The sequence below is a fragment of the Thermosynechococcus sp. JY1331 genome, assembly GCF_031583475.1.
GTDB lineage: Bacteria > Cyanobacteriota > Cyanobacteriia > Thermosynechococcales > Thermosynechococcaceae > Thermosynechococcus.
The window spans coordinates 1,457,185-1,482,073 of record NZ_CP134180.1 but is presented as its reverse complement, the minus strand read 5'-3'; the positions used below and the strand labels follow the sequence as shown (position 1 = coordinate 1,482,073).

Below are 24,889 nucleotides of genomic sequence, written 5' to 3'. Positions count from 1 at the left end.
GAAAGAAATAGGAAGAAGGAAAAAATAGAACGCCAATGAAGGGTCTAGAAAAGATTATCCCCCTAGATGGGCGGGATATTAAGGTAGTATTGCAAAAATTTGCCCCCCAAGCTGCCGGTTCCATTCTCATTAGTTCGGGAGAAACGGCTGTACTCGTGACGGCGAATCGTGCCGCCGCTCGCGAAGGCATTGATTTTTTACCCCTTGTGGTGGATTACGAAGAGCGCCTCTATGCCGCTGGGCGGATTCCCGGCGGTTTTTTACGGCGTGAGGGTCGCCCCCCCGAAAAAGCGATTCTCATTGGTCGCCTGATTGACCGGCCGCTGCGCCCCCTCTTTCCCCAATGGTTGCGCGATGATCTGCAAGTAGTAGCCACGACGGTTTCCTTGGATGAAAATGTTCCCCCCGATGTATTGGCGGTAACGGGAGCCTCGATCGCTGTTCTTTTGGCGCAAATTCCCTTTAATGGTCCAATGGCAGCAGTGCGGGTGGGCCTTGTGGGGGATGAGTTTATTATCAACCCCACCTACAAAGAAATTGAGCGCGGTGGCTTAGATCTGGTCGTGGCCGGCTCTCCCGATGGCGTGGTGATGGTGGAGGCCGGTGCCAATGAGCTGCCCGAAGCCGACATGATTGAAGCCATTGACTTTGGCTATGAGGTGATCCAAGACCTGATTCAAGCGCAGCGGGATCTCCTCAAGGAATTGGGCATTGACATTGTCCACGCGGAACCGCCGGCGATCGACCCCACCTTGGAAAACTTCATCTACGATCGCGCTGTTGAACCGGTCAAAGCCATTCTCAAACGCTTTGAAAAGGACAAAAATGTTCGCGATGCTGCCCTCGATGAGGTGCAAGGGGCGATCGCCCAAGAAATTGCTGCCCTGCCAGCGGATCACCCGGTCGCAGTGGCGGCAGCGGAAAACCCGAAAGCCCTGCCCAATCTCTTTAAGGCCGTGACGAAGAAACTCATGCGGCAGCAAATTATTGAAAAAGGGGTGCGAGTGGATGGCCGCCGTCTCGATGAAGTGCGTCCCATTTGGTGTGAGGTGGGGGTTCTGCCAGAGCGGGTTCATGGTAGTGCCCTCTTTAATCGCGGCTTGACGCAGGTGATGTCTGTGACCACCCTCGGTTCTCCTGCCGATGCCCAAGCCCTCGATGATCTGCATCCGGAGGACAGCAAACGTTATCTGCACCACTACAACTTTCCCCCCTACTCTGTGGGTGAAGTCAAACCCCTGCGATCGCCTGGGCGGCGGGAAATTGGCCATGGTGCCCTCGCCGAGCGTGCCCTCGAACCGGTCATTCCTCCCAAAGAGGAGTTTCCCTATGTGATTCGCGTCGTGTCGGAGGTGCTCTCTTCCGATGGTTCTACCTCCATGGGATCCGTTTGTGGTTCCACCCTCTCCTTGATGGATGCCGGGGTACCGATCCGTAAACCCGTCAGTGGGGCGGCCATGGGGCTGATCAAGGAGGGCAATGAGGTGCGCATCCTCACCGACATTCAGGGGATTGAAGACTTCCTTGGCGACATGGACTTCAAGGTAGCCGGCACCGATAGCGGTATTACCGCCCTGCAAATGGATATGAAAATTACTGGCTTGCCCGTTGCCGTGATCAAGCAGGCGATCGAACAGGCACGTCCGGCACGGCTCCATATCCTTGAGAAAATGCTGGCGGTGCTGGACAAACCCCGTCCACAACTGCCCCCCAGTGCGCCACGACTGCTGACGTTGCAAATTCCCCCCGATATGATTGGCCTTGTCATTGGTCCCGGTGGTAAAACCGTGCGCGGTATCTCCGAGCAATACAACGTCAAGGTGGATATTAGTGAAGAAGGGCTGGTCACCATTACTGCCCCCAATGAAACCAACGCCAAGCAAGCACGGGCGGCCATTGAGGGTCTGACGCGAAAGCTCAACGCCGGTGATGTCTATCTGGGCAAGGTGACGCGGATTATTCCCATTGGCGCTTTTGTCGAGTTTCTCCCCGGCAAGGAGGGGATGATCCACATTTCCCAGTTGGCGGAATATCGCGTTGGCAAAGTCGAGGACGAAGTGAAAATTGGCGATGAAATTGTCGTCAAAATCCGTGAGGTGGACAGCAAAGGTCGCATTAACTTGACCCGCCTTGGTATTCATCCCGACGAGGCCGAAGCCGCCCGCAGTAGCTCCGTTATCTAGCCCATGGTCACCATGCCCAAGTCATCACCGCATACGTTCCTCCTAGAGGTGGGAACCGAGGATCTCCCCGCCCGCTTTGTCAGTAGTGCCCTGCGCCAGTGGCATACCCTGATTCCCCAAACCCTCAAGGAACAGGGACTGGAGGGGGAAGTCAAAGTCTGGGCAACCCCGCGCCGCTTAGCGGTACTGATTGAGGGGTTACCGCCCCAGCAACCCGATCAAGCAATTGAAATCAAAGGGCCAGCGGCCAGCGTGGCCTTTCGCGAGGGGGAACCTACCCCTGCCCTATTGGGGTTCTTGCGATCGCGCCAAGGTCGTCTTGAGGAAATTGAAATCCGTCCCACGGAAAAAGGGGAGGTGGTCTATCTCAAGCAAGTTCGCCCCGGCCAACCGACGCCCCAACGATTGACCGAGTTGGCACCACAGTGGATTGCCGCCCTTGAGGGTGCCCGCTTCATGCGCTGGGGGGATGGGGATTTGCGGTTTTCGCGTCCCATTCGGTGGCTAGTGCTGCTGTGGGAGGATCAGGTGCTGCCCTTGGTCTTGGAGAGCCATTCCGTGCGCATTGCCAGCGATCGCACCACCTATGGCCATCGCGTCCTTTCTCAAGGGGCTATTGTCCTCAAGCATGCCCAAGACTATGAAGCTGCCCTTGAAACGGCGGGAGTCTTGGTGGATCCAGAGGTTCGCCAGCAACGGATTCGCGAGCAAATTGCTGCCCTTGCTGCGGAAGCGGGGGGATGGGTGGATTTAGAGGTGCCCCTTTTGGAGGAAGTCACCCACCTCGTGGAATGGCCAACGGCGGTTTTGGGAAGTTTTGAAGCGCGGTTTCTTGCCCTGCCCCTTGAGGTGATTACCACCGTATTGGTGTCCCATCAGCGGTATTTTCCCGTGTACACCGATGCCACTCGCCAAGCGCTGCTCCCTGTATTCATCACGATTAGCAATGGCGACCCGGCGGCCACCCCCTTGATTCGTGCTGGGAATGAGCGGGTGATTCGTGCTCGCCTAGCGGATGCCGAGTTCTTCTACAAGGCGGATACGGCACAGCCCCTAGAGCACTACCGCGACAAACTAGCCACGGTTACCTTCCAAGATGAATTGGGATCCATGGCCGACAAAGTGGAGCGGCTAACTGTGCTGGCTCGCCAAATTGCCACCGCCTTAAATTGTGCGGCTGCGGACGTTGCTGCCATTGAACGCACGGCCTGCCTGTGCAAAGCGGATCTAGTGACGCAGATGGTAGGGGAATTTCCGGAACTGCAGGGCTACATGGGGCAAGTGTATGCCACGGTCTCCGGGGAAGCGCCAGCGGTGGCGACGGGGATTTTTGAGCATTATCTGCCGCGTTTTGCTGGCGATCGCCCGCCCCAAAGTCTCACGGGTCAGGTGGTGGGACTCGCCGATCGCTTGGATACTCTTGTCTGCCTTTTTGGTATCGGCCTGTGTCCCACGGGGTCATCAGATCCCTTTGCCCTACGGCGGGCTGCCAATGCCGTGATCACCATTCTCTGGCAGGGGGAACATCACTTGGATTTCCTCGCTCTGCTACAGGAGTCTGCCCAAGCCTTTTGTCGCCAATTTGCCGCCAAGCTCAGTGCCGCTGACTTAGAGCAGCAACTGCGGCAGTTTTTTAGCCAACGGCTGCGAACCCTACTGCAAGAAGAACTCGGCATTGAGTATGACTTGGTGAATGCCGTCATTCCAGAGGATCAGGCGGAGTTGCAGACGCGTGCCCTCAGGGATGTGGTGGATGCCCGCGATCGCGCCCAATTTCTGCAAAAACTGCGCCAATCCGGTGAACTCATGGCCATTTACCCCACCGTCAATCGTGCCGCGCGTTTGGCACGCCAAGGTACCCTAGGGACAGACTGCCTGAATATCCGCGCCGTCAAGGCCAAGCACCTCGCAGCCCCCATTGAAAAGGAATTCTATGCCGCCCTCAAAGACCTCTTGCCAAGGGTGCAACAGGCGCAGGGGCAGCGTGCCTATGGGGAAATTGTGGCTGCTTTAGTCTCCCTTGCCCCGATTGTCAGTCGCTTCTTCGATGGCGAGGAAAGTGTACTGGTGATGGCCGAGGATGCAACGGTACGTGCCAATCGCTTAGCGCTCCTTGGTCTATTGCGCAATTGTGCGGCAATTATTGGCGATTTTGGGGCGATCGTCCAAATCGAGAGCGTTGCATCCAGCTCATAGTTCTCACAACTTTTGGCAGGAACAAAAGTGTTGCTTAGCTCACAGCGGCAACGCATAATTGAGAGTACCCCAATTGAGAATTGCCGTGGCCTGTTCATCTGAACAGGTGCTCAGTTGGTGTTTAGACTGTTTGCGAGAATTGCCATGACTGCTGAACCCCCGGCCAAGCGCCCCCGCGCCAAGAAGACCCCAGCGACTCCGCCAACGCCTTCCCCTGAGTTAGAAACCAAATCTCGCCCAGAAATTCTCGGTGTTGCGGTAGCGGGTAGCTCACCGCCCAAGGTCAATACTGCTCCTGAAGAAGCGATTTCTGAGCAAGAAGATCTCCCTTCCCGTCCTCAGCCGATCCCACCCCCCAGTGAACGGATGCAATATCGGGCGATCGGGGTTGTGCGCGGTCGCTATGTACCCGCTTCGGAGGAGGAGTTCAACCGCGGGGTGATGATGACCGAGGATGGCGTGGAAATTGAAACCGTCCTCTTGGGGCAGGTGATGAACCTGATTAAAAAATATCTCGACCTGAATGAACCCCACCTCTGGGTGGTCTATCCCCGCACCCGCGACGTTGACAAAGAAGCGGTGAAACTGCACCTGCAAATTGTGGGTGTATGGGAACCGGAACGCCTGCAACAGGCCAATGCCGCAGCAGCGGATCCCGGCGTCAATGACGGCTACTTTTCTGTACGCGGAGAAGTGATCTTCAACTCCCAAGAAAAGAACTTTGTCGTCGTTAAAATTCAACAGTTGCCGCGTCGGCGGGGCGAGAAACCCAAAGCTTTCAAACTGAAACTAACAGGAACCGTGCCTATGAAGTCACCCGGATACTTTTGGGACTTTCAGGTACAGCGACAGGGCACAAGTCTAGTGGTTCAGGAGGCAGCCACGGTGGGTATTTTGCCCCCCCGCAAAATCAAGAAGCCCAAGAAAGCCAAGGCACGGCCAGCCCGTCCCCAGCGCCCTCAGCGTCCCGGTTCATCGCCCACATCGCCGCGTCCGACCTCCTTTCGCCCGGTTCGGCGATCGCCCAATCCCCCATTGAACTAGCGCCAAGGCATGGCTTGTCGAAGTGTTGTAAATTTTTGTAAATTTGTTGCACTGTCAACAACAACTTAGACACCGTACTTGATCCTTTAGCCCACCTACTGCGAGGAACACCATGACGATTCAACTAGGGGGACATCGCACCGCCCGTCGCGCCTACGGTATTGATGAAATTGCCCTTGTCCCCGGCAACCGCACTCTTGATCCCCAACTGGCCGATACCCGCTGGCGCCTTGGTTCCATTGAACGGGAAATTCCGATTATTGCCAGTGCCATGGATGGGGTCGTGGATGTTACGATGGCCGTCAAACTCAGCCAAATGGGGGCACTGGGCGTCCTCAACCTTGAGGGGATTCAAACCCGCTACGAAGATCCAGCACCGATTCTTGAGCGCATTGCCAGCGTCAGTGTTGATGAATTTGTGCCCCTGATGCAGCAGTTGTATGCCCAGCCGATTCAGCCCCACCTCATTGAAAAACGCATTCAAGAAATCAAATCCCAAGGGGGGATTGCTGCCGTCAGTTTAACCCCAGCGGGGGCTAGTCGTTTTGGCGATGTTGTGGCAGCGGCGGGGGCCGATTTGCTCTTTGTCCAAGCCACGGTCGTCTCACCGGCTCACCTTGCCCCTGAGGGGACAGAACCACTCGATCTTGCTGCTTTTTGTGAACGGATGCCAATGCCCGTCATTTTGGGGAATTGCGTCACCTATGAGGTGGCCCTCAGTCTCATGCACTGTGGTGCAGCAGCGATTCTGGTGGGGATTGGGCCGGGGGCAGCCTGTACTTCCCGGGGCGTGCTTGGGGTGGGGGTGCCTCAGGTCACGGCGATCGCTGACTGTGCAGCGGCACGGGATGCCTATTTTGAAGAGACGCAACGCTATGTGCCTGTGATTGCCGATGGGGGCCTTGTCACGGGTGGCGATGTCTGCAAGTGTATTGCCTGCGGCGCAGATGCGGTGATGATGGGATCCCCCTTTGCCCGTGCCAAAGAAGCCCCCGGTCGCGGTTATCACTGGGGGATGGCCACGCCTAGTCCGGTGCTGCCTCGGGGGACGCGCATTCATGTCGGCACCACTGGCACCCTTGAGCAGATTCTGCGGGGACCGGCTCAGTTGGATGATGGTACCCACAACTTTCTTGGGGCATTGCAAACCAGCATGGGCACCCTTGGCGCCAAGGATCTGCGGGAAATGCAGCAGGTGGAGATTGTCATTGCTCCTTCCCTGCTCACGGAAGGCAAGGTCTATCAAAAAGCGCAAAAACTGGGGATGGGGCGCTAGCCTAGGGGCAGATAGCTATAGTCAATGCGGCCACCGCCGCGAAACTGCTGCTGATAGGCGATGCTGACGGGATCTTCACTGGGGTAGAGGGTATCAATGCCAATGCCATTGCGGCCATATTCTTTGCCAGAGCTATGGATATACTGTCCCTGCCCCAGATAGAGACCCACATGGGTCGCCTTTTCACGCGTACCGAAAAACACCAGATCACCCCGCTGAAGCTGGGGTAAGGTTTCCTCAATGGAGTTGCTCCCTAGGGGCGTGGCAAAGGCCTCCTGCTGATAAGCATCACGGGGCAGCCAAATGCCTTGACTGGCAAAACTGGCCTGCATCAAGCCAGAACAGTCGTAGTTGGGAGCAACGGTTCCGCCCCAGAGATATTCATGGGGAACCTGCTGTGCCGCGCAGCAAAAGGCAATCACCTCTTCAAGGACAGCCTCGATGTAGGCGCGATCGCGGGCAATGGGTTGATAGGACTGAGTGGCGGGTGTGAGATGGCGGTAATCCTGTGGATCCAGCCAGCCCCAGTATTCATCCTCAGCAAGTTGCACGTAGGTACGTTCAGCCCCCAAAGCAGGTGCCCAGAGCAAGCGTCCTGCTGCCCCTTGGGTCGCCAAGCGATCGCCCGTGGGGGCGTCGTAGAGGTTGACGGTTGCCGTCAGTTGATGAAGTTGCATCGCCTCCAAAGACGAAAACACCTCTAAACCTCAGCCGCAGCCATCAAAAGCGATTTGAACAATTGCAGGCCATCCAACGTGTGATCACTGGGGGAGTGGCTCAAGGCAGGGTCAGCGGCGCGCTCAGGGTGGGGCATCATTCCTAACACATTGCCAGCAGCATTGCAAATACCCGCGATATTGTTGAGCGAACCATTGGGATTACTCTCAGGGGTGACATTCCCTTGGGCATCGGCATAGCGAAAGAGGACTTGGCGGTTGGCTTCCAGTTCAGCGAGGGTGGCGGCATCGGCGTAGTAGCAGCCCTCACCGTGGGCAATGGGCAAGCGAATCACCGTTTTATCGCCATAGGCCTGTAGCCACGGGCGTTCCTTGGCTTCTAAGCGCAAATACACGCGATCGCAAATAAAATGCAAGTCCCGATTGCGCACTAGAGCACCGGGGAGCAGTTTGGCCTCAGTCAGGATTTGAAACCCATTACAAATGCCCAGCACCCATTTGCCAGCGGCGGCATGGTCTTTGATGGCGGACATAATTGGTGAGAAGTGGGCGATCGCCCCACAGCGCAAATAATCACCAAAACTGAAGCCCCCCGGTAGCACAATCAAATCATAGTCACTCAGATGGGTTTCTTCGTGCCACAGCAGTTGAGTGGGCCAGCCGAGAATCTCACTCGTGACGTAGGCCACATCGCGATCGCAATTGGATCCGGGAAAAACCACAATCCCCACGTTTAGGGCATGACTCACAGCAATCCATCCATCACGTCAGTAATCGGCTTTAACTTGGCAGGGGCATGGAGTAGCTCAATATCCCGTAGCCAGACCACACCGCGTCCCATGAATTCCACCCCAATTTTAATCAAGCCAGGGGTCTGGGGTTCTGGTTTGAGGTGAAAAGGCACTTCACACAGATGCCAATCGCGATCGCCCACGAGGGAAACCGTGCGCGAAAATGTCCAACCAAAGGGTTGACTGCGGCTGAGAACCAGTTGCCCTCCCTCAGGCAGCATCCCGGTTTTCACTAGGGCGCGACACAGGAGTAACTGATCTCCCCCTTGGGCAGAAGGCACTTCCAACCACAGGTGGGCTTCCGGCAGTTCAAAGAGGGGGATTGTTTGCGGCCAGTGGGACTCCAGATACCAAGCGGCGCCTTCAACCCTGAGACCAGAGCCAGCAATGGGTTGATCGACACCCGCCCGAAAAAGGGCAATGCGTTGGAACGGGGCTGCAGGTTCCGGTACCTGAAGCAAGGGAGCAAGGGTCTCCGCCAAGGACTGTAATCCCGATTCAATCCCGGCCTTGATGCCCGCCTCGATACTGGCTAATAGATCATCCCACCAGTTGAACATCGTGCCTATCCTGCGGCAGTTGCCAGCTCCTGCAATTCAATGCGAAAGGTTTCAATCACGGGGTTGGCCAACAGTTGATCGGCAATGTGGGTGAGTTGTGCCTCAGCAGTGGCGCGATCGCTGGCCTCTAGGGTGAGTTCCACCAGTTTGCCAATGCGCACCGATTGTACATTCGTATAGCCGAGATGATGAATCCCCGCCTGTACCGCGACGCCTGCGGGATCTAACACCGATGGTCGCAGCGTAACAAAAACCTGTGCCTGAAATTGTGCCATGGACTATACCTCGCGGGAGGACTGCTCGATCAGGGACTTCACACCCTCAATCGTTGCCGGGATACTGCTGGGATCCATAAATAGTACTTTACTGCTATTACTATGGCCAATGGTGCGTCCCATATCTAAATAGCCCTGAGCAAGGAGAAACTGGAGCGCTTCCTTCGCCTTCGGATCTTCACGCAGTGCTGCGGCAATAATCTTCATTGCTTCTGCAGTTCCTTGGGCACGCAAGATCTGATCTTGGCGCTCCGCTTGGGCACGCAACACCACCACTTTTTGTTCTGCTTCCGCTGCCAGAATAGCGGCTTTTTGTTCTGCCTCAGCGGCTAACACTTGAGCTTCCGCTTTACCTCGAGCCGAGTTGATCGCTGCTTCCCGTTCCCCTTCAGAGGTGAGAATCGCAGCCCGTTTTTTGCGCTCAGCGGACATTTGCAGTTCCATCGAGTCTTGAACCGCCTTCGAGGGGGCAATATCCCGCAGTTCCACACGGGTCACCTTCACCCCCCAAGGATCGGTGGCAATATCCAGATCCCGCAGGAGATTCTCGTTCACCTGAGTGCGGGCGGTAAAGGTTTCATCCAGCTCTAGCTTCCCCATTTCTGCTCGAATCTGCGTTTGCACCAGATTCACCATTGCCATCGTCAGGTTTTCCACCTTGTAGTAGGCGCGCTCCATATCAATAATCCGCCAATAGACAACGGCATCCACCGTAATCGTCACATTGTCACGGGTGATACACTGCTGCGGCGGAATATCTAAGACCTTTTCCCGAATCGTTTGCTCAAAGACCACGCGATCAAGGAGCGGCACTGTAAAATTTAGCCCCGGTTCCAAGCGACGGCTATAGCTGCCTAACCGCTCCACCAAGGCCATATTGCCCTGATTGACAATGCGCACAGAGTTAGCGATACCCCAGCCCCCAAACCCCAGTAGAAACAGCAGGCCAAAGAGTTCACCCATAGTTTCCGTTCCCGAATCAGTTCACTACTACTCTAGTAGCTGGCGGCCTAGGTTGGGCTACAGCAGCGGCTAATTCATAATCTGTTACTCGCCTTTAGCTGACCTAGGAGTGCTGATTCTGGCACCATGGATCAAGGATTTTGGTTAATACCCAGAAGTGTTGAAAGATAGTTTGAGAGGCTAGAAAAAAGGGAAGAAATGTCATATTCTTCCCTTAAAAGAAGAAAAAAACAATCAACTTACTATGGCATCTTTTGCAACTCTTGTCAAGTCCATTCTCAACCGGCTCAGCCCCTGTGACTACCCCGTGCTGAACTCTCAATTGTTCTTCAAAATCTGGTTGACCTACGTTCTCGACCAAGGGTTAACCAGTATGAGAGCCTTATTTTATCGCTTGAATCATGCAGGGATTACAGTGGATATGTCCACTTTTTCCAAAGCCAACAAAACTCGGACAACCAGCTTATTTGAGGGGATTTACACTCAACTGATGTCTCAAGCCCAAAAGAGACATCGTACTTCAAGCATGACGCTGTTTCCTATCGATTCAACCATCATTACCCTGACCAGTAAACTCTTTTGGTTCTATAAATATCATCAAGTGAAGTTACTTACGGGATTTGATTTAACAGAGAACATCATAGGTAAAGCGGTGATTTCTTTTGGGGAGAGACATGACTTGAGCTTTCAAGAGGAGATTCTAGAAATGATCCCTGAGAATGCTGTTGTAATCATGGATAGAGGGTTTGCGAGCTGGCAATTTTTAGAGCGACTGAGTGAGAGGAAGTGCTCATTTGTTGTACGTATCAAGAATAACATGAGAATGAAGCTCAATCATGAGAGATATCGCGTGGTTCAATTTTTTGACGAGAATCAAACGGAGTTTCGTATAGCGACAAATCTAAAGGAGCTGAGTGATGAGGAAGTGAGTGAGTTATATCGGCATCGGTGGGCGATTGAGAACCTATGGAAATTTCTGAAGATGCATTTATCATTAGACAAGTTGATTACGAAGAGTTTGAACGGGGTGATAAATCAGATTTATATGGTTTTAATTGCCTATTTAATTTTAGAGCTGGTGGAGATACCTGAATACTTTGGGAAGAAGCTATTAGACAAATTGCGATATTTGCAACTGGAACTCAGTCGTCGCTGCTCGATAGTGCATTGGAGCTTTGATTGGCAGCCAGAGCTACTGGTCACTTAAAATGTTAAGTTTTGTTGCAGGATTCAACACTTCTGCAGCTGAAGGTTCTCGGTTCAATAAAACAGCAGCCGAGCCCCCAAATGGCTCACAGTAATGGTGGCAAGAGGGTAATAGAGGCAAAAGCCAATCAAGGTGTGAATATTTTCCACCATACCAACCAAATGCTATTATCCTTTTTCTGCTTCGCTTGACGACTGGGGAAGGTGTGCCGTTTCTCTTCATTACACGATGAGTGCCTTTTGCGATACTTCTCGGTATTGTCCTCTACGATGTCGATACCATAAATTGATGCCACTGCCAGCACCGTGTAGCGCTCATATTCAAGTTGAACCTTGGCATAACGGGCTTCCGCGCGAGGATTTCTACCAAGAAGTTGCCAGTACCGCAGGTGGGTTCCAAGAAACGCGAGTTAATGCGTTCGGTTTCTGGCTGGACTAAATCTAGCATGGCCTGCACGATGTGCTGGGGGGTGAGACTTCACCATGGTCAGGAACGCGGCGTTTGGATTTGACAGTTTTTTCCACGGGGACTTGCTGTAAAGGACTCAATGAGGAGGACTTCCTGCTTTCTATTATTTGGGCACAGCTGCTGTCAGGACTTCGTGCCCCTCGGTGGTGACCAAGACATCGTCTTCGATGCGCACACCAATGCCGCGCCAGCGATCGCCAATCTCAGGTTGACCCTCGGCAGGAGTTGCTTCGGGGTGAATATAGATTCCCGGCTCCACTGTCAGCACTTGACCCGGTTGTAGCGTGACCCATGTTTCCGTGTTGTGCTTGTAGAGACCGACATCATGGACATCGAGACCCAGCCAGTGACCGGTGCCATGCATAAAGAAGGTGCGATATTTCTGGGTATTGTTCTCTTTGCCTTCGTTGATCAGATCGTCAATCGCTCCCCGCAGCAGGCCAAGCTCCACTAGACCCTCAACAATCACCCGGACCGCCGCATCGTGGATTTGGTTGTAGGTATTCCCCGGTTGCACCTGCTCAATGGCGGCTTTTTGGGCAGCGAGGACAATATCATAGATCGCCTGTTGCTCGCCGCTGAACTGGCCACTCACAGGAAAGGTGCGGGTAATATCAGCGTTGTAGTAGCGATAGGCACAGCCAGCATCAATTAAAAGTAAGTCTCCTGCTGCCATTTGCCGTTGGTTCTCAGTGTAGTGGAGCACACAGCTATTGGGCCCTGAAGCCACAATGGAAGGGTAGGCCGGACCATCGGCTCCCCGTCGGCGAAACACATGCTCTATCTCCGCTTGAATTTCGTATTCCCAGCGTCCGGGGGCAGCCACTTCGCGGGCACGCTGATGGGCTTCGACAGTGATGGCGATCGCTTGGCGCATCAAGGCCAATTCTGCTGCTGATTTAATTTGCCGCATCGGTGCCAAGAGAATACTGGGATCGGCGATCGCCCGTGGGCCTGTGCCCCGTTTTGGTAGTGTCGCCAAGAGGCGCTGATAGTGCTTGAGAATCACTTGATTAAAGCGCTCATTGTGACCAAAGTGGTAATACAGCGGATCCCCCGTCTCCAAATAGCGAGGGAGGTGTTGCTCTAGCTCACTAATGGGATATACGGCATCGGCACCTAATTGCTCCTTGGCTGCTTCTACCCCAAGGCGTGCCCCTGTCCAGATCTCTTGGCTGAGATCCTTGGGCTGCACAAAGAGAACATAGCGATGCTCACTGTGGTTTGGCGCAAAAACAGCAACGGCCTCTGGCTCATTAAAGCCCGTGAGGTAATAAAAGTTACTTTCTTGGCGAAAGTTGTAGTCCACATCATTGTGCATGATGGCGCGCGGGGCACTACAGAAAACAGCGACACCCGTGCCCAATTTCTCTAAAAACTGCTGCTGTCGTTGCTGGTACTCTGTTTTCATCGCGCCTTAAAAAGTGGGTCAACCCTTGGGAATGATGACCCTGAAGTGGTTTGGTGGGGGCGGAGGGACTTGAACCCTCACGACTTGTTTAAGGTCAACGGATTTTCATCCTCCTGCCGCTTTCGCGACCACCCCTTGGGTGTTGAGGATTGGACTCTCCCTTTACCCGCGTAGAGGATCTACGGTAGGGTAGCTCCCGTCGAGTCTCTGCACCTTCCGTTTCCAGTCTGGGTTTGAGAAACGGCTTGGCTCAGGATTGCCCTATTTGCCCTATGGACAAACGTAGGTTTCCCTGAATTTGAGAGCATTCACTTAATAGATTTCTCTACTAAGGCTCAATTTCTTAAGTCCGCAGCGTCTACCATTCCGCCACGCCCCCTTAAGTACCGCTACTATACCACCTTGGCTTTGGGGGATGCAATTCCTACCGGCGTTGGTAATAAGCCCGCAAACCCTCGAGGAGCCGCTGATTTTCGCTGTCACGGCGCACCGCCACTCGGAAGTAAGAAGCGCCCAATTCGGGAAAGCTGCAACAATCACGAATCAAAATGCGATGCTGCTGGAGGAGGTACGTTTGCAGGGGCAAAATGGCGTCCGTTGCTTTGATGAGTAGAAAGTTTGCCTTGCTCTCGGTCACCACCTTCAGTTCAGGCATAGTATTTAAGGCCGCCGCAAAGGCATGACGCGCTGGAGGTAGCCACTGCCATGTGTTTTCCTGAAAGGGGCGATCGCCCAAAGCTGTGACACCGGCAATGATTGCTAGACTATTCACACTCCAAGGATCGCGCCACGATCGCCAGCGTTGCCAACGTTCTGGAGAGGACACACCATACCCTAAACGCAGACCCGCCAGACTATAGAACTTCGTTAGCGATCGCAGAACAATCAAGTTCGAGTACTGAGGCACAACCCCCACTAGGGATTCACTAGCCGCCGGCGGCAAAAAGTCCATAAAGGCCTCATCCACGATCACCAAGGCACCCGTCTCTAGCAACGGCTGGAGCTGATTCCGCGACCAGAGCTGTCCACTGGGGTTATGGGGATTGTTAATGAGGATGGCATCTTCAGGGGTTAGGGAGGGCGCGATCGCCCCAAAGTCGCTTTGCACTTGGGCTAGGGGAATGGGCACAATCGGGCAAGCAAAAGACGCCAGTGCCCGCCGGTAGTCGGCAAAGGCAGGAGTAACGAGATAAATCTGCCGGCGATCGCTACACTCGCGACCTACCCAAGTCAATAACTCAGCCGCGCCGTTGCCCACCAAAAAATAATCCCTCGGTAGTTGATGCAGGGTGGCAATAGCATCCCCTAAGGGACGGCAATCGGGATCGGGATAGTTGCGAATCGTGGGCAAAGCAGTCTGTAGGGCGGCAATCACTGAATCAGGGGGCCCCCAAGGGTTGAGACTGGCCGAAAAATCCAAAATCTCATCGGGAGCACAGCCAGCGATCGCTGCCGCCCAAGCTAAATTGCCACCGTGGCGGGGGGGCATTCAGACTATTTTTTCTTGCCCTTGGCCGCCGGTTCGGGAGCTGCAGGCGGTGCAACTTTTTCTTTGAAGAGTTTCCCTGCTGAAAAGGCGGGAACGGTAGTTGCCGGGATTTGCATTTTTTCTTTCGTTTTCGGGTTGCGTCCCTCACGGGCCTTGCGCTTCCGCGGTTCAAAGGCTCCAAAGCCAACGAGTGTCACTTTTTCGCCCTTGGCCACGGCCTCCATGATTTCCTCGACGGTGGCTGAGATAATCGCCTCAACTTGCTTTTTGGTGATGTTGTTGGTGCTATGGGCACGACTAAACACAGCATCCACGAGTTCAGCTTTATTCATGGGGATAACTCCACAGAAACATTAAAGGTTGTTAATTGAGGAACAAATGGGTGAAAGGCACGAAACCCTTGCCTCTGCTTGCTTTCAAGCCTCATTCTAGAATAGCCAGACCCCAACTGGAACCCTGAAACCTTTAAGATATGTGGTTTTCAGCCACTTTTATCCATTAGAAATTTCTCAAACCCTTGATTCATCAGTCTTTTAGTCTATTCCATCCTCTTTGCAGGGATAGTTTGGGGCAGTGACAGTTGTTAGAAAAATTAACAAATCACGGTGTCCCAAGGTCTGAATATCGCCCCAGCGAACAAAAAAGCCCCATGGCTGAGACGATGGGGCATTCACAAATTTCATGAATTTAATGCTTGGATTCGGAGGATTTGATCACAGCGTATTGGCGATGATCTATCCCCTAGGCATCATCCAAGGCGGCAATACCAGGAAGTTCTTTGCCTTCGAGGAGTTCAAGGCTCGCCCCCCCGCCCGTGGAGATATGACTCATGCGATCGGCAACGCCCACTTTTTCAACCGCCGCCACAGAATCGCCACCGCCAATAATCGTCGAGACGCCCTCACTGGTGAGGTCAGCCAAACAGCGGGCGATCGCCTCTGTGCCCTTGGCAAATTGATCAAACTCAAACACCCCCATTGGGCCATTCCAGATCACTGTTTTGCAATCCTTGAGCGCCTCTTGGAAGCGTTTGACCGAAGCAGGCCCAATATCCAGACCCATCCAGCCATCGGGAATCGCTTCGATACTGACCACTTGACTATTGGCATCGGCGGCAAAGTTATCCGCCACCACCACATCTGTGGGCAAGAGCAACTCCACCCCTTTTTCTTGGGCTTTGGCTGCGAGGTGTTTGGCTAGCTCCAACTTGTCTTCTTCCACCAAGGATTTGCCCACATTCAGCCCCCGCGCTTTGTAGAAGGTGAAGATCATGCCGCCGCCGATCAGCAATTTATCCACTTTTTCTAAAAGGGCTTCAATCACACCAATCTTAGAAGAGACTTTCGATCCCCCCACAATCGCAGCCAAGGGACGGCGGGGATGCTCAATGGCGTTTTGGAGATATTCCAGTTCTTTCTCAATCAAAAAGCCCGCCACACAGGGACTGAGGTATTGCGTCACCCCCGCGGTTGAGGCATGGGCGCGGTGCGCAGTGCCAAAGGCATCATTGACATAGACTTCTGCACAGGCCGCCAGTTGCTTGGCAAATTCAGGATCATTTTTTTCTTCCCCCGGATGGAAGCGCACATTCTCGAGGAGACAGACATCCCCATTGGCCATTGCTTGGGTATGGGCCACCACGGCATCACCAATGCAGTCATCGAGCTTGGCCACGGGTTTGTGGAGCAGTTCCGAGAGCCGCTGAGCCACAGGAGTGAGGCGCAGTTTATCATCCACACCCTTGGGACGGCCAAAGTGGCTGACAAGAATCACCTTGGCACCTTTGCTGATCAGGTCTTGAATCGTCGGCAGTGCGGCGCGGATGCGGGTATCATCGGTGATGACACCATTCTCATCGACAGGAACGTTAAAATCCACCCGCACGAGGACACGCTTTCCTTCTAAGTCGGCAGCCGATAACTGTGCCACGGATTTTTTAGACACGCTAGAGCCTCCTAAATGCGTTAAAACATGGATGATGGTACTAGGGGCATAACAATCCCAGCCAGCGATGGAGTGACCCGTTACAGAACCCTCACCTGACCCTCATTCTACCCAAGGGCGTGCCCTTCCACTTGACTCCAATGAGGTGAACTCTATGTTCAAAACCATTCTTTTTCCCATTGACCGTAGCCGTGATACCCAAGAAGCCATGCCCACTGTGGTTGAGATGGTGAAACTGTTTCAGAGTCAGTTGTTTCTGCTCTCGGTGGAGGAAACCCCAGAACCCGATGCGGAGCTAGAGGCGGCGATCGCGGAATTTTTGAATCGAGTGAAGGAAGCCTTTGCCCAACACGCGATTGTGGCGGAAACACTGCTGCGGCGCGGCAAACCTGCCTTTGTGATCTGTGATGTGGCCGATGAGATCAATGCCAGTTTGATTATTATGGGTTGCCGGGGAACGGGTCTGACCCCAGAGGGGTTTCAAGAAAGTGTCAGCAACCGCGTGATTAATTTGGCGCCCTGTCCGGTCTTGGTGGTACCCTAGCGTAACTGAATCTTGCGGAGCTTAAAGTTTCGTCACAGGCGGCCTAGCCCTTGGGGCGATCGCCGATGATCAAGGAAAGTGAATGTGTTGTCTTGTGGTTGATCTGCATGCTGAATCCAACAGATGTAACGCCGACCGTGTTTTCCCCTGCTGCTGATCAACTGCAAGCCCTTGGGGTGTACGTAACCATCCATGGCCATTTCTATCAGCCCCCCCGCGAAAATCCCTACCTCAATGCCATTGAACACCAACCCAGTGCCCAGCCGTTCCACGATTGGAATGAGCGTATTTACTACGAGTGCTATCGCCCCAATGCCTTTGCGCGGATTCTCAACGATCGCGGTGAGGTCATTGGTATTGTCAATAACTTTGAATACCTCAGCTTTAATATCGGCCCGACGCTCTTTAGTTGGCTCGAACGCTACGATCTTGAGGTCTATCAGCGCATTATTGAGGCTGATCGCCACAGTTGTCAGCGCTTCAATGGCCACGGCAACGCGATCGCCCAAGTCTATAACCACATGATTTTGCCCTTGGCCAACTATCGCGATAAACTCACGCAAATTCGTTGGGGCAAGGCGGACTTTCGGCGGCGGTTTGGCCGCGAACCGGAGGGGATGTGGCTGGCAGAAACGGCCATTGACTATGAAACCGTAGCCGCCCTGATTGAGGAGGGGATTCGCTTTACGATTTTGGCGCCTTCCCAAGCCCAACGCTGTCGTCCCATTCTTGCCGACGGTGAAAGCGAGTGGATTGAAGTCAGTGGCAGCCAAATTGATCCGACCCGTCCCTATCGCTGCTATTTGCCGGGGGGCGATCGCCAGCGGGATTATTTGGATATCTTCTTCTACGACGGCCCCATTTCGCGGGACATGGGCTTTAGCGATCTGCTCACTAGCTCGCAATTTCTAGCGGGACGGTTGGGACAGGCCGTGCGCGGTGATCATCGCCCCAGTCAAATCATTGCCGTTGCCACTGATGGGGAAACCTTTGGCCATCACAAGTATGGCGGTGAAAAAGCCCTCGCCTATGCCTTTAAAGTGGAATTTCCACAGCGGGGCTGGCAGATCACTAACTTTGCCTACTACCTCAGCCTGTTCCCGCCCACATGGGAGGTGGAACTCAAACCCGTCACCGCGTGGAGCTGTGCCCATGGTGTGGATCGCTGGCAGGACAATTGTGGTTGCGGTGGGGGCGGTGAGTGGCATCAACGGTGGCGACGCCCCTTGCGGGAGGCACTGAACTGGTTGCGGGATGAGCTAATTGAAATTTATGAAACCCTAGGCAGTGAGCTATTTCAGGATGTTTGGGCAGCCCGCGATGCCTATATTGAGGTGATTGGCGATCGCTCGCCGGAGACTCTGCATCGTTTTTTGGCACAACACCAACGCCGCCCCCTGAGTCAAAGCGAGCAAATTGATGCCCTGCGCTTGCTGGAGATGCAGCACCATGCCCTGCTCATGTTTACCAGTTGTGGCTGGTTTTTTGATGAACTCTCGCGGCCTGAGGGGGTGCAAATCCTCCGCTATGCGGCACGGGCGATCGAACTCGCGGCAGATGTGGCAGGGGTGCAGTTGGAACCCGAGTTTATTGAGCGTCTGGCCGCTGCCCCCAGTAATGTGCCGCAGTTTGGCGATGGGGCAACGGTCTATCACCAGTTGGTGAAAACGGCTCAAATTAGCTTGCAGCAGGTGGCCGCCCACTATGCCATGAGTTCCCTCTTTAATAGCTACCCCCGCCAACATCAACTGTACTGCTATGAGATTGAGCAGGGGGATTATCATCTCCAACGCATGGGCAGCCTGACCTTGGCGATCGGCCAGATTCAACTCACCTCGACGATGACAACCGAGTCCCAACTGCTGATCTTTGCTGTCTTGCACTTGGGGGGCTGGGATTTCCACTGTGCGATTCAACCCTTCCAAGGGCGGCGGGAATATAGCCAGATCAAGACCCATCTCCTGCAAGCCTTCCAACAGGGGAGTGCAGCACGGGTGGTGATGGCAATTACGGAACGCTTTGGGGGGGCAGCCTACAGCTTGGATGATCTCTTTGCTGAGGAACGACACCGTCTCATGGGGGTGCTGGCGCGGGAAACCCTTACGCGCTTGGATCAGCTTTATACCCAAGTTTATCGCGATAACTACGGCATCCTGATGGGGTTTCAGCGGGATGGCCTGAGTGTGCCCCAAGAATTGCAAGTCGCGGCAGCGGTGGCGTTGACCCATCGTGCCATTAGCCATTTGCGGAGTTTAGAGCAAGACCTGAGCGATCTCAGTGATTTGCCCTTGGCGGATCTGCAAAACCATTTGGCAGAATTGATGGCGATCGCCCGTGAAGCACGGTTGTTGGGTTGTCACCTTAGCCTTCAAGAGCAACAGCGACTCCTTGAGCAGCAAATTAGCACTGGATTGCGTTATCTTGCCCACCACCTCGACAGTGACACCCTTAGCCAGTTGAGTCCCCTGCTGCAGGACTTGATCACCATTGGCGATGCCTTAGGTTTGAACCTGAATCTGGATCGGGCACAGGAACAGCTTTATACCCTGATGGGTGAACTGCGGCAGAAGGGCACGCACCTCAGCGAGGGCGATCGGCGGCACCTACAAACCTTAGCTATCCGCCTCAAGGTTGATCCCCAACTATTGGTTGCCCTCTCTTCCTAGGGAAGAATCTCCGTTAAATCCAGCACGAATCCGGGGAGCAGGTCTTCCCCAAAGAGGTGCCGAGGGGCGATCGCGACTTCAGGGGGCATTTGAGAACGGTAGATTTCTACCCGTTGATTTTGCGGGTCAATCAGCCAGCCCAGGTGCAGACCATTGTCCAGATATTCGCGCATTTTGGCTTCGAGTGGCCGCAGATCATCACTGGCAGCGCGCAGCTCAATTACAAAATCGGGACAAAGCGGTATAAATCCTTGCCGTTGTTCGGGGGTCAAGGCGTGCCAGCGATCGCTTGGAATCCAAGCAACATTGGAACTGCGAATGGCGCCATTGGGCAGCTTAAATCCCGTCGAGGAGTCAAAGGCATGCTGATTCCAGAGGTACAGTTGAACAGCTATTTGAAGATGACGCCTGCCAGTTTCTCCACCTGTGGGGGGCATAATGATTAGTTCTCCACGGGGCGATCGCTCCAGCCGCAGATCAGGGTTTTAGCGGCAAATTGCGGCAAACTGCTCATCGGTTAGTTCCAGCACCGGTTGTAGGCCGATCGTCAGCATGGCTGAGCAGCCTCTCATCGCATTTCCACTACCCCAGTTCTAGCAAATTAGGAAAGTTGCCTCTGGCCAGACCAAACCTACGTCCAGTTTCGTTAAAATCAGCGAACTAGCCCCATAGGCTGGCCTAGGTATCACCCAAAAAGTGTGTGAGGAGTACGTATGTCGTTAACGTCGCCAGAAATGGCTGAGGCGTTTGGTGCCGCTTCTGAACGCGGACTAATTCCCCGGGTCTTGCAACCGGCGTTGCACTGGTGGTTATCTGCACAGTTGGAGCAGGCAACAGGCTTGGAAATTGAAATTCAAGGGGGCGATCGCCAGATTTTGCGGGGATACTTACCCCACGTGCGCGTTGCCGCAGCTAGCGCCAGTTATCGCGGTATTCAATTGCGCCAAGCAGCCGTCCAAGCGGAACAGATTCAGATTAATCTAGGGCAAGTGTTGCGAGGCAAACCCCTAAAACTCTTGGCACCAGTGCTGGTGCGCGGGGAACTAATTCTCAGCCAAGCCGATCTCGACGCCTCTTGGGGGGCGCCGCTCCTGCAATCCGGCCTACGGGAACTGCTGAAATTGCTCGATCAGCGCGGCTTGGGCAAAGCAGGGGTCAATCTGCAAGAGTGGCAATTGCGGCATACGCAGGCAGAATTGGGTGCTGGGTGCCTCAAACTGGTGTTCTCGATGGTGAATGCCCAAGGGGAGCAGGCGGATTGGCATTTGATGACCCAGGTGCGCTTGCAGGATGAGCGAACCCTCTGCTTAGAAAAGGTGCATTGGCAAGGGGAAGGTGACCCTCATCCCACGGTGGCCATTGATTTGGGTGAGGGGGTGGCCATCCAAGAGTTGCGGCTAGAAACGGGTGCCCTCAGGGTGCAGGGAATGATTTGCATTTATCCCTAGGTTGCTCAGCAATGCTGCTACGCGCCCTAAATCCTTGATCCCCGGTTGGCTTTCCACACCACTGGCTAGGTCAATCCCTTGGGGTTGGGTTTGGGCGATCGCTTGACGGCAATTTTCCGGCGTGATGCCCCCCGCCAGCCACCAAGGGCAAGGAATGGCTAAGTCTTTCAGCAATGTCCAGTCAAAGGGCTGCCCCGTGCCCCCCAACTGCTGCGGGTGATAGGCGTCTAGGAGAATGCGATCCACAATCGGGGCGTAGGCGGGAATCTCGGCGAGGCTGGCTGCCGATCGCACCCGCAGGGCTTTGATCAACACAATATTAGGGAAGGCATGGCGTACCTGTTGGCAAAACTCGGGCGATTCGCTGCCATGAAGCTGCAGTGCCTGTACCCCTGTGGTTGTGACTAAATGGGCTAATGCTGCTAAATCGAGATTGGCAACCACGGCAACAGTCAGTACTGAGGGCGGCAACTGGCGACAGATCTCGGCAATGGTTGCTGCCGGGACATAGCGGGGGGAATGGGGCACGGTAATAAACCCCAAAGCACTGACGCCCATTTGGGCGATCGCGATCGCCTGTTCGGGTAGAGTCAAGCCACAAATTTTGACAGCAATTTTGACAGGGACAGTTGAGTTAAGCATTTGTAACGAGATGCACCATTTTGTAAAGAACTAGCGGTGGGCGATCAGGCCGTTCCGTATAATTCATGGGCAATTGTACCCATTTAGGAGGAACCATGGTGTTAGCCACGCTCCCCGATACCACTTGGACGCCGTCTGTGGGTTTGGTGGTGATCCTCTGCAACCTGTTTGCGATCGCCATTGGCCGCTATGCCATTCAATCACGGGGAAAAGGCCCCGGTTTACCCGTTTCCTTGCCCGCCCTCTTTGAAGGCTTTGGTCTGCCCGAATTGCTGGCTACCACCAGCTTTGGTCACCTTTTGGCGGCCGGGGTTGTCAGTGGCCTACAGTACTCCGGTGCCCTCTAGGGTCGGAATACCACTGGCAATTTGACGGGAAATAAAGGGCAAAACCTCTGTATTCATACTGGCGGTGCGATTCTCAATAAAGACCACCAAGGTATAGGGGCAATGATTGGGGAGTTCAATATAGGCCGCATCGTGGCGCACCCAACTGGTGAGTCCCGCCTTTGACCACAACTTTGCCCCCGGAGGTAGCCCTTCCCCCAAAAAGCCCTGTACTTGGTTTTCTGGATCCTCGGCCAAAAGCTCTGGATCGAGGGAACGCTCCATCAGTTCCATCATCGCTTGACTGGCGCTAGCAGACACGGCAACACCGCCCACAATACTGTGGATTAACTTGGCCGTGGCATCAGTGGTCAGACGATTAGCATTCTGGCGATCGCGCCCGACAAATTCCTGCTCTCGTCCATAGGGGCCATCACACCACGTTTTTTGATTCACGTTGATATTAGTTAGCTCTGGCCACCCTAAGGATTGAAAATAGCGATTGACGATATTGCGCTGGTATTGCCATGTGCGAAAAGGTTCCGGTGGCAGCACCGGGCCACTGGTCGTCCCCGTGAGCATATCCACCACGAGGCTCGTGGCATCATTGCTGGAGTCCACAATCATATCCCGCAGGGCGCGTGCTAATTCCGCATCCGGCTGAAGCATACCGCTGTGGAGCCACTCATGACAGGCCACCAGATAAAACAACTTCACCACACTGGCCGGGTACATCGGTACATCGCCGCGATAATGGGCGCCGGGAATCGAATACCGCCAAAATTCTGCTGCGGTCAGCGCTCCGCCCGTATTCACGGGAATGGGGGGTGGATACACCAATAAGGTCAGGGCAATGTCCTCTTGTCCCAGCCAAGGAAAGTGTTGCCATGTCGCTTGGAGCGTCCGCGTCACCAAATCCGTGAGATAGGTGTTGGCCTGAAAAAAAATCATTGCCTGTTCCACTCCTACTCGGGCGATCGCTCGACGCCATTGCGCGCACCGGAATAGACCAAGCCCCGTTCCACATCCATAGTGAGAATCGTGCCCTCGCGGATCAGGCGGGTGGCATTTTTGACCCCGACAATCACTGGAATGCCCAAGCGCAACCCCAAGACCGCCGCGTGGCTCGTCAGGCTATCCTCTTCGGTAATAATGCCTGCCGCTTTGCGAATGGCTTCCACCAATTCAGCACTGGTGCGCTCGGCCACCAAAATTTCGCCACTATTAAACGTGCGAACTGGCATTCCTTCGTGCACCACCCGCGCCGGACCACTCACCGACCCATGACCAATGCCACAGCCGCGTCCCATCACCGAGGTGACGAGTTCCACCTTGATCATATCCGTGGAGCCAGAGACCCCTTGCAGCGTGCCAGCGGTCATCACCACCAGATCCCCCTCCTCAAGAAAGCCCCGCTCCTGTGCCGCATTAATGGCTGCCTGAAACGACTGCCGCATCGAGGGATGATCCAGAGTCAGCAGTGGTTCTACCCCCCAGACTAACTGCAAGCGCCGTGCCACCTCGATATGGGGCGTTGCCGCCAAAATCGGAATTTGGGGACGAAACTTGGAGACATTGCGGGCTGTAGCGCCGCTCTTGGTTTGGGTAATGATGGCCTTGGCATGAAGCTGTGCTGCCACCTGTCCCACCGCTTGACTAATGGCATTGGGAATGGAACGCACCGCTATGGACTCAGCCACGGGCGGTTGCCGCAGTTGGGGTTGGTTGTCGATGCGGGCGGCAATCGTGGCCATCATCTTCACTGCCTCGACGGGGTATTCCCCCATGGCCGTTTCATTGGAGAGCATCACGGCATCGGTGCCATCGAGAATAGCATTGGCAACATCGGAAATCTCGGCACGGGTAGGGCGGGGGCTTTTCACCATGCTGTCCAGCATTTGTGTGGCCGTAATCACGGGAATGCCCAAGCGGTTGGCGGCAGCAATCAGCCGTTTTTGCAGAATCGGCACCTCTTCGGCGGGCAGTTCCACCCCCAAATCTCCCCGTGCCACCATGACACCATCGCAGAGGGAGAGGATGGCATCCATTTGCTCGATCGCCTCGTGCTTTTCGATTTTGGCAATCACCGGCACCTGCTTCCCAGCGTTGGCAATCAGTTCTTTGATCTCCAGTACATCTTGGGGATTGCGAACAAAGCTGAGGGCCACCCAATCTACCCCTTGATTGAGGCCAAACATCAGATCTTCACGATCTTTCTCTGTCAGAGCCTTAATGGAGAGGTAAACCCCTGGAAAGTTCACGCCCTTGGCATTCGAGAGCGTGCCGCCAACAACCACTCGGCAGTGGAGTTCACCCGCCTCCTTATCCACTTCTTCAACGACCATTTCCACGCGGCCATCATCCAGCAAAATCGTGGCGCCGGCGGGAACCTCCTGAGCCAAGGGAGGATAGGTAATCGAGCTAATGTGCTGGTTGCCCATGACGGAGCGACTGGTGAGGGTAAAGCGATCGCCCCGTTTGAGGGAAATGGCGCCCTGTTCAAACCGCCCGAGGCGAATTTTGGGGCCTTGCAAGTCCTGCAAAATGCCCACGGGTTGCCCCAACTCATAGGAAATTTGGCGAATCAGGCGAATGCTGCGCTGGTGATCGTCGTGGGTACCATGGGAAAAATTCAGGCGCAGGGTAGTCGCTCCCGCTTGGATAATGGCGCGCAGTTTATCGGGATGGCTAACCGCTGGACCAATGGTGGCGACAATTTTAGTGCGGCGTTGCAACGGCTGGTTCGACATATTCAACTTAATCGTTAGGCCTCAACAGG

At 54.5% G+C, this 24,889-nt stretch carries 22 protein-coding genes and 2 pseudogenes; 9 read left to right on the top strand and 15 right to left on the bottom strand.

From position 1 onward, the window contains the following. Nucleotides 1–35: 35 nt before the first annotated feature. The 4 genes from RHJ31_RS07130 to RHJ31_RS07115 all read left to right on the top strand — a co-directional run bounded on the left by RHJ31_RS07130 (nt 36) and on the right by RHJ31_RS07115 (nt 6,699). Nucleotides 36–2,183, top strand: a complete 2,148-nt coding sequence (locus tag RHJ31_RS07130) for a polyribonucleotide nucleotidyltransferase (RefSeq protein ID WP_302676108.1) — start codon at nt 36–38, stop codon at nt 2,181–2,183. A gap of 12 nt (nt 2,184–2,195) precedes the next feature. Beyond that, nucleotides 2,196–4,379 (top strand): glycine--tRNA ligase subunit beta, encoded by a 2,184-nt coding sequence (glyS, locus tag RHJ31_RS07125; RefSeq protein ID WP_302676107.1) that lies wholly within the window; start codon nt 2,196–2,198, stop codon nt 4,377–4,379. A 144-nt stretch (nt 4,380–4,523) separates the two neighbouring features. Then, nucleotides 4,524–5,423 (top strand): hypothetical protein, encoded by a 900-nt coding sequence (locus tag RHJ31_RS07120; RefSeq protein WP_302676106.1) that lies wholly within the window; start codon nt 4,524–4,526, stop codon nt 5,421–5,423. Nucleotides 5,424–5,535: 112 nt separating this feature from the next. Then, the gene (locus RHJ31_RS07115; protein WP_206199783.1) at nt 5,536–6,699 is read left to right on the top strand and encodes a GuaB3 family IMP dehydrogenase-related protein; all 1,164 of its coding nucleotides are present in this window, start codon (nt 5,536–5,538) and stop codon (nt 6,697–6,699) included. Here RHJ31_RS07115 and RHJ31_RS07110 read toward each other — a convergent pair. The 5 genes from RHJ31_RS07110 to RHJ31_RS07090 are packed head-to-tail and all read right to left on the bottom strand — an operon-like array spanning nt 6,696 to nt 9,965. Beyond that, nucleotides 6,696–7,376 (bottom strand): C40 family peptidase, encoded by a 681-nt coding sequence (locus tag RHJ31_RS07110; protein ID WP_206201670.1) that lies wholly within the window; start codon nt 7,374–7,376, stop codon nt 6,696–6,698. The two genes, RHJ31_RS07115 and RHJ31_RS07110, sit on opposite strands and share 4 nt — an antisense overlap. A 23-nt stretch (nt 7,377–7,399) precedes the next feature. Then, nucleotides 7,400–8,125, bottom strand: coding sequence for a phosphoribosylformylglycinamidine synthase subunit PurQ (gene purQ / locus RHJ31_RS07105; RefSeq protein ID WP_302676105.1), 726 nt, complete (start codon nt 8,123–8,125; stop codon nt 7,400–7,402). After that, entirely contained in the window at nt 8,122–8,727 is a 606-nt protein-coding gene (locus RHJ31_RS07100; RefSeq protein WP_302676104.1) for a hypothetical protein, read from the bottom strand. Before RHJ31_RS07100 ends, purQ begins: the two co-directional genes overlap by 4 nt. A 5-nt stretch (nt 8,728–8,732) precedes the next feature. Continuing rightward, on the bottom strand, nt 8,733–9,002 hold the full coding sequence (gene purS, locus RHJ31_RS07095; protein ID WP_206199780.1) for a phosphoribosylformylglycinamidine synthase subunit PurS: 270 nt from the start codon (nt 9,000–9,002) through the stop codon (nt 8,733–8,735). Between the two features lie 3 nt (nt 9,003–9,005). Then, nucleotides 9,006–9,965 carry an SPFH domain-containing protein gene (locus RHJ31_RS07090; protein WP_302676103.1) on the bottom strand — a complete coding sequence of 320 codons (960 nt, stop codon included), beginning with the start codon at nt 9,963–9,965 and terminating at the stop codon, nt 9,006–9,008. A gap of 244 nt (nt 9,966–10,209) precedes the next feature. Here RHJ31_RS07090 and RHJ31_RS07085 point away from each other — a divergent pair, with 244 nt between their 5' ends. Beyond that, entirely contained in the window at nt 10,210–11,172 is a 963-nt protein-coding gene (locus tag RHJ31_RS07085; RefSeq protein WP_302676102.1) for an IS4 family transposase, read from the top strand. A gap of 21 nt (nt 11,173–11,193) precedes the next feature. Here the strand turns inward: RHJ31_RS07085 and RHJ31_RS07080 are convergent. The 6 genes and pseudogenes from RHJ31_RS07080 to RHJ31_RS07060 all read right to left on the bottom strand — a co-directional run. Beyond that, nucleotides 11,194–11,394: pseudogene (locus tag RHJ31_RS07080) on the bottom strand (DNA adenine methylase); the annotation flags it as partial. A gap of 13 nt (nt 11,395–11,407) precedes the next feature. After that, nucleotides 11,408–11,696, bottom strand: a pseudogene (locus RHJ31_RS13165) (N-6 DNA methylase); the annotation flags it as partial. A gap of 47 nt (nt 11,697–11,743) precedes the next feature. Next, nucleotides 11,744–13,051 (bottom strand): aminopeptidase P N-terminal domain-containing protein, encoded by a 1,308-nt coding sequence (locus RHJ31_RS07075; RefSeq protein ID WP_206199848.1) that lies wholly within the window; start codon nt 13,049–13,051, stop codon nt 11,744–11,746. Nucleotides 13,052–13,475: 424 nt separating this feature from the next. Further along, nucleotides 13,476–14,540: a threonine-phosphate decarboxylase CobD gene (gene cobD, locus RHJ31_RS07070; RefSeq protein WP_302676100.1), complete on the bottom strand. Its 1,065-nt coding sequence runs from the start codon at nt 14,538–14,540 to the stop codon at nt 13,476–13,478. Between the two features lie 5 nt (nt 14,541–14,545). Further along, nucleotides 14,546–14,872 (bottom strand): HU family DNA-binding protein, encoded by a 327-nt coding sequence (locus RHJ31_RS07065; RefSeq protein ID WP_302676099.1) that lies wholly within the window; start codon nt 14,870–14,872, stop codon nt 14,546–14,548. A 409-nt stretch (nt 14,873–15,281) separates the two neighbouring features. Further along, on the bottom strand, nt 15,282–16,484 hold the full coding sequence (locus RHJ31_RS07060; protein ID WP_206199851.1) for a phosphoglycerate kinase: 1,203 nt from the start codon (nt 16,482–16,484) through the stop codon (nt 15,282–15,284). 154 nt (nt 16,485–16,638) lie between these two features. Between RHJ31_RS07060 and RHJ31_RS07055 the strand changes: the two genes are divergently transcribed. Then, the gene (locus RHJ31_RS07055; RefSeq protein ID WP_206199852.1) at nt 16,639–17,028 is read left to right on the top strand and encodes a universal stress protein; all 390 of its coding nucleotides are present in this window, start codon (nt 16,639–16,641) and stop codon (nt 17,026–17,028) included. Nucleotides 17,029–17,135: 107 nt separating this feature from the next. Continuing rightward, nucleotides 17,136–19,694 carry a DUF3536 domain-containing protein gene (locus RHJ31_RS07050; protein ID WP_302676098.1) on the top strand — a complete coding sequence of 853 codons (2,559 nt, stop codon included), beginning with the start codon at nt 17,136–17,138 and terminating at the stop codon, nt 19,692–19,694. On the opposite strand, the gene RHJ31_RS07045 is transcribed toward RHJ31_RS07050, so the two are convergent. Further along, a complete protein-coding gene (locus RHJ31_RS07045; RefSeq protein ID WP_310828353.1) occupies nt 19,691–20,131 on the bottom strand; it encodes a Uma2 family endonuclease in 441 nt (146 codons plus the stop codon). The two genes, RHJ31_RS07050 and RHJ31_RS07045, sit on opposite strands and share 4 nt — an antisense overlap. A gap of 276 nt (nt 20,132–20,407) precedes the next feature. Between RHJ31_RS07045 and RHJ31_RS07040 the strand changes: the two genes are divergently transcribed. Further along, nucleotides 20,408–21,142, top strand: a complete 735-nt coding sequence (locus RHJ31_RS07040; protein ID WP_206199854.1) for a DUF2993 domain-containing protein — start codon at nt 20,408–20,410, stop codon at nt 21,140–21,142. Here the strand turns inward: RHJ31_RS07040 and RHJ31_RS07035 are convergent. Beyond that, a complete protein-coding gene (locus RHJ31_RS07035; protein ID WP_206199855.1) occupies nt 21,092–21,784 on the bottom strand; it encodes a phosphoribosylanthranilate isomerase in 693 nt (230 codons plus the stop codon). The genes RHJ31_RS07040 and RHJ31_RS07035 overlap by 51 nt on opposite strands. A 95-nt stretch (nt 21,785–21,879) precedes the next feature. Here RHJ31_RS07035 and psaK point away from each other — a divergent pair, with 95 nt between their 5' ends. Beyond that, nucleotides 21,880–22,131, top strand: coding sequence for a photosystem I reaction center subunit PsaK (psaK, locus tag RHJ31_RS07030; RefSeq protein WP_225901542.1), 252 nt, complete (start codon nt 21,880–21,882; stop codon nt 22,129–22,131). Here psaK and RHJ31_RS07025 read toward each other — a convergent pair. Together RHJ31_RS07025 and pyk are read right to left on the bottom strand one after the other, a co-directional pair. Continuing rightward, complete coding sequence (locus RHJ31_RS07025; RefSeq protein WP_206199857.1) at nt 22,108–23,061, bottom strand: serine hydrolase; 954 nt, start codon at nt 23,059–23,061, stop codon at nt 22,108–22,110. The two genes, psaK and RHJ31_RS07025, sit on opposite strands and share 24 nt — an antisense overlap. Before the next feature lie 14 nt (nt 23,062–23,075). Next, the gene (pyk, locus tag RHJ31_RS07020) at nt 23,076–24,860 is read right to left on the bottom strand and encodes a pyruvate kinase (RefSeq protein WP_302676097.1); all 1,785 of its coding nucleotides are present in this window, start codon (nt 24,858–24,860) and stop codon (nt 23,076–23,078) included. Between the last annotated feature and the right edge of the window lie 29 nt (nt 24,861–24,889).

Bases quoted from the DNA above. Each gene is read 5' to 3' on its own strand.
- RHJ31_RS07130 (WP_302676108.1), top strand. From the start codon at position 36: ATGAAGGGTCTAGAAAAGATTATCCCCCTAGATGGGCGGGATATTAAG.
- glyS (WP_302676107.1), top strand. From the start codon at position 2,196: ATGCCCAAGTCATCACCGCATACGTTCCTCCTAGAGGTGGGAACCGAG.
- RHJ31_RS07120 (WP_302676106.1), top strand. From the start codon at position 4,524: ATGACTGCTGAACCCCCGGCCAAGCGCCCCCGCGCCAAGAAGACCCCA.
- RHJ31_RS07115 (WP_206199783.1), top strand. From the start codon at position 5,536: ATGACGATTCAACTAGGGGGACATCGCACCGCCCGTCGCGCCTACGGT.
- RHJ31_RS07110 (WP_206201670.1), bottom strand. From the start codon at position 7,376: ATGCAACTTCATCAACTGACGGCAACCGTCAACCTCTACGACGCCCCC.
- RHJ31_RS07100 (WP_302676104.1), bottom strand. From the start codon at position 8,727: ATGTTCAACTGGTGGGATGATCTATTAGCCAGTATCGAGGCGGGCATC.
- purS (WP_206199780.1), bottom strand. From the start codon at position 9,002: ATGGCACAATTTCAGGCACAGGTTTTTGTTACGCTGCGACCATCGGTG.
- RHJ31_RS07090 (WP_302676103.1), bottom strand. From the start codon at position 9,965: ATGGGTGAACTCTTTGGCCTGCTGTTTCTACTGGGGTTTGGGGGCTGG.
- RHJ31_RS07085 (WP_302676102.1), top strand. From the start codon at position 10,210: ATGGCATCTTTTGCAACTCTTGTCAAGTCCATTCTCAACCGGCTCAGC.
- RHJ31_RS07075 (WP_206199848.1), bottom strand. From the start codon at position 13,051: ATGAAAACAGAGTACCAGCAACGACAGCAGCAGTTTTTAGAGAAATTG.
- cobD (WP_302676100.1), bottom strand. From the start codon at position 14,540: ATGCCCCCCCGCCACGGTGGCAATTTAGCTTGGGCGGCAGCGATCGCT.
- RHJ31_RS07065 (WP_302676099.1), bottom strand. From the start codon at position 14,872: ATGAATAAAGCTGAACTCGTGGATGCTGTGTTTAGTCGTGCCCATAGC.
- RHJ31_RS07055 (WP_206199852.1), top strand. From the start codon at position 16,639: ATGTTCAAAACCATTCTTTTTCCCATTGACCGTAGCCGTGATACCCAA.
- RHJ31_RS07050 (WP_302676098.1), top strand. From the start codon at position 17,136: ATGCTGAATCCAACAGATGTAACGCCGACCGTGTTTTCCCCTGCTGCT.
- RHJ31_RS07045 (WP_310828353.1), bottom strand. From the start codon at position 20,131: ATGCCCCCCACAGGTGGAGAAACTGGCAGGCGTCATCTTCAAATAGCT.
- RHJ31_RS07040 (WP_206199854.1), top strand. From the start codon at position 20,408: ATGTCGTTAACGTCGCCAGAAATGGCTGAGGCGTTTGGTGCCGCTTCT.
- RHJ31_RS07035 (WP_206199855.1), bottom strand. From the start codon at position 21,784: ATGCTTAACTCAACTGTCCCTGTCAAAATTGCTGTCAAAATTTGTGGC.
- psaK (WP_225901542.1), top strand. From the start codon at position 21,880: ATGGTGTTAGCCACGCTCCCCGATACCACTTGGACGCCGTCTGTGGGT.
- RHJ31_RS07025 (WP_206199857.1), bottom strand. From the start codon at position 23,061: ATGATTTTTTTTCAGGCCAACACCTATCTCACGGATTTGGTGACGCGG.
- pyk (WP_302676097.1), bottom strand. From the start codon at position 24,860: ATGTCGAACCAGCCGTTGCAACGCCGCACTAAAATTGTCGCCACCATT.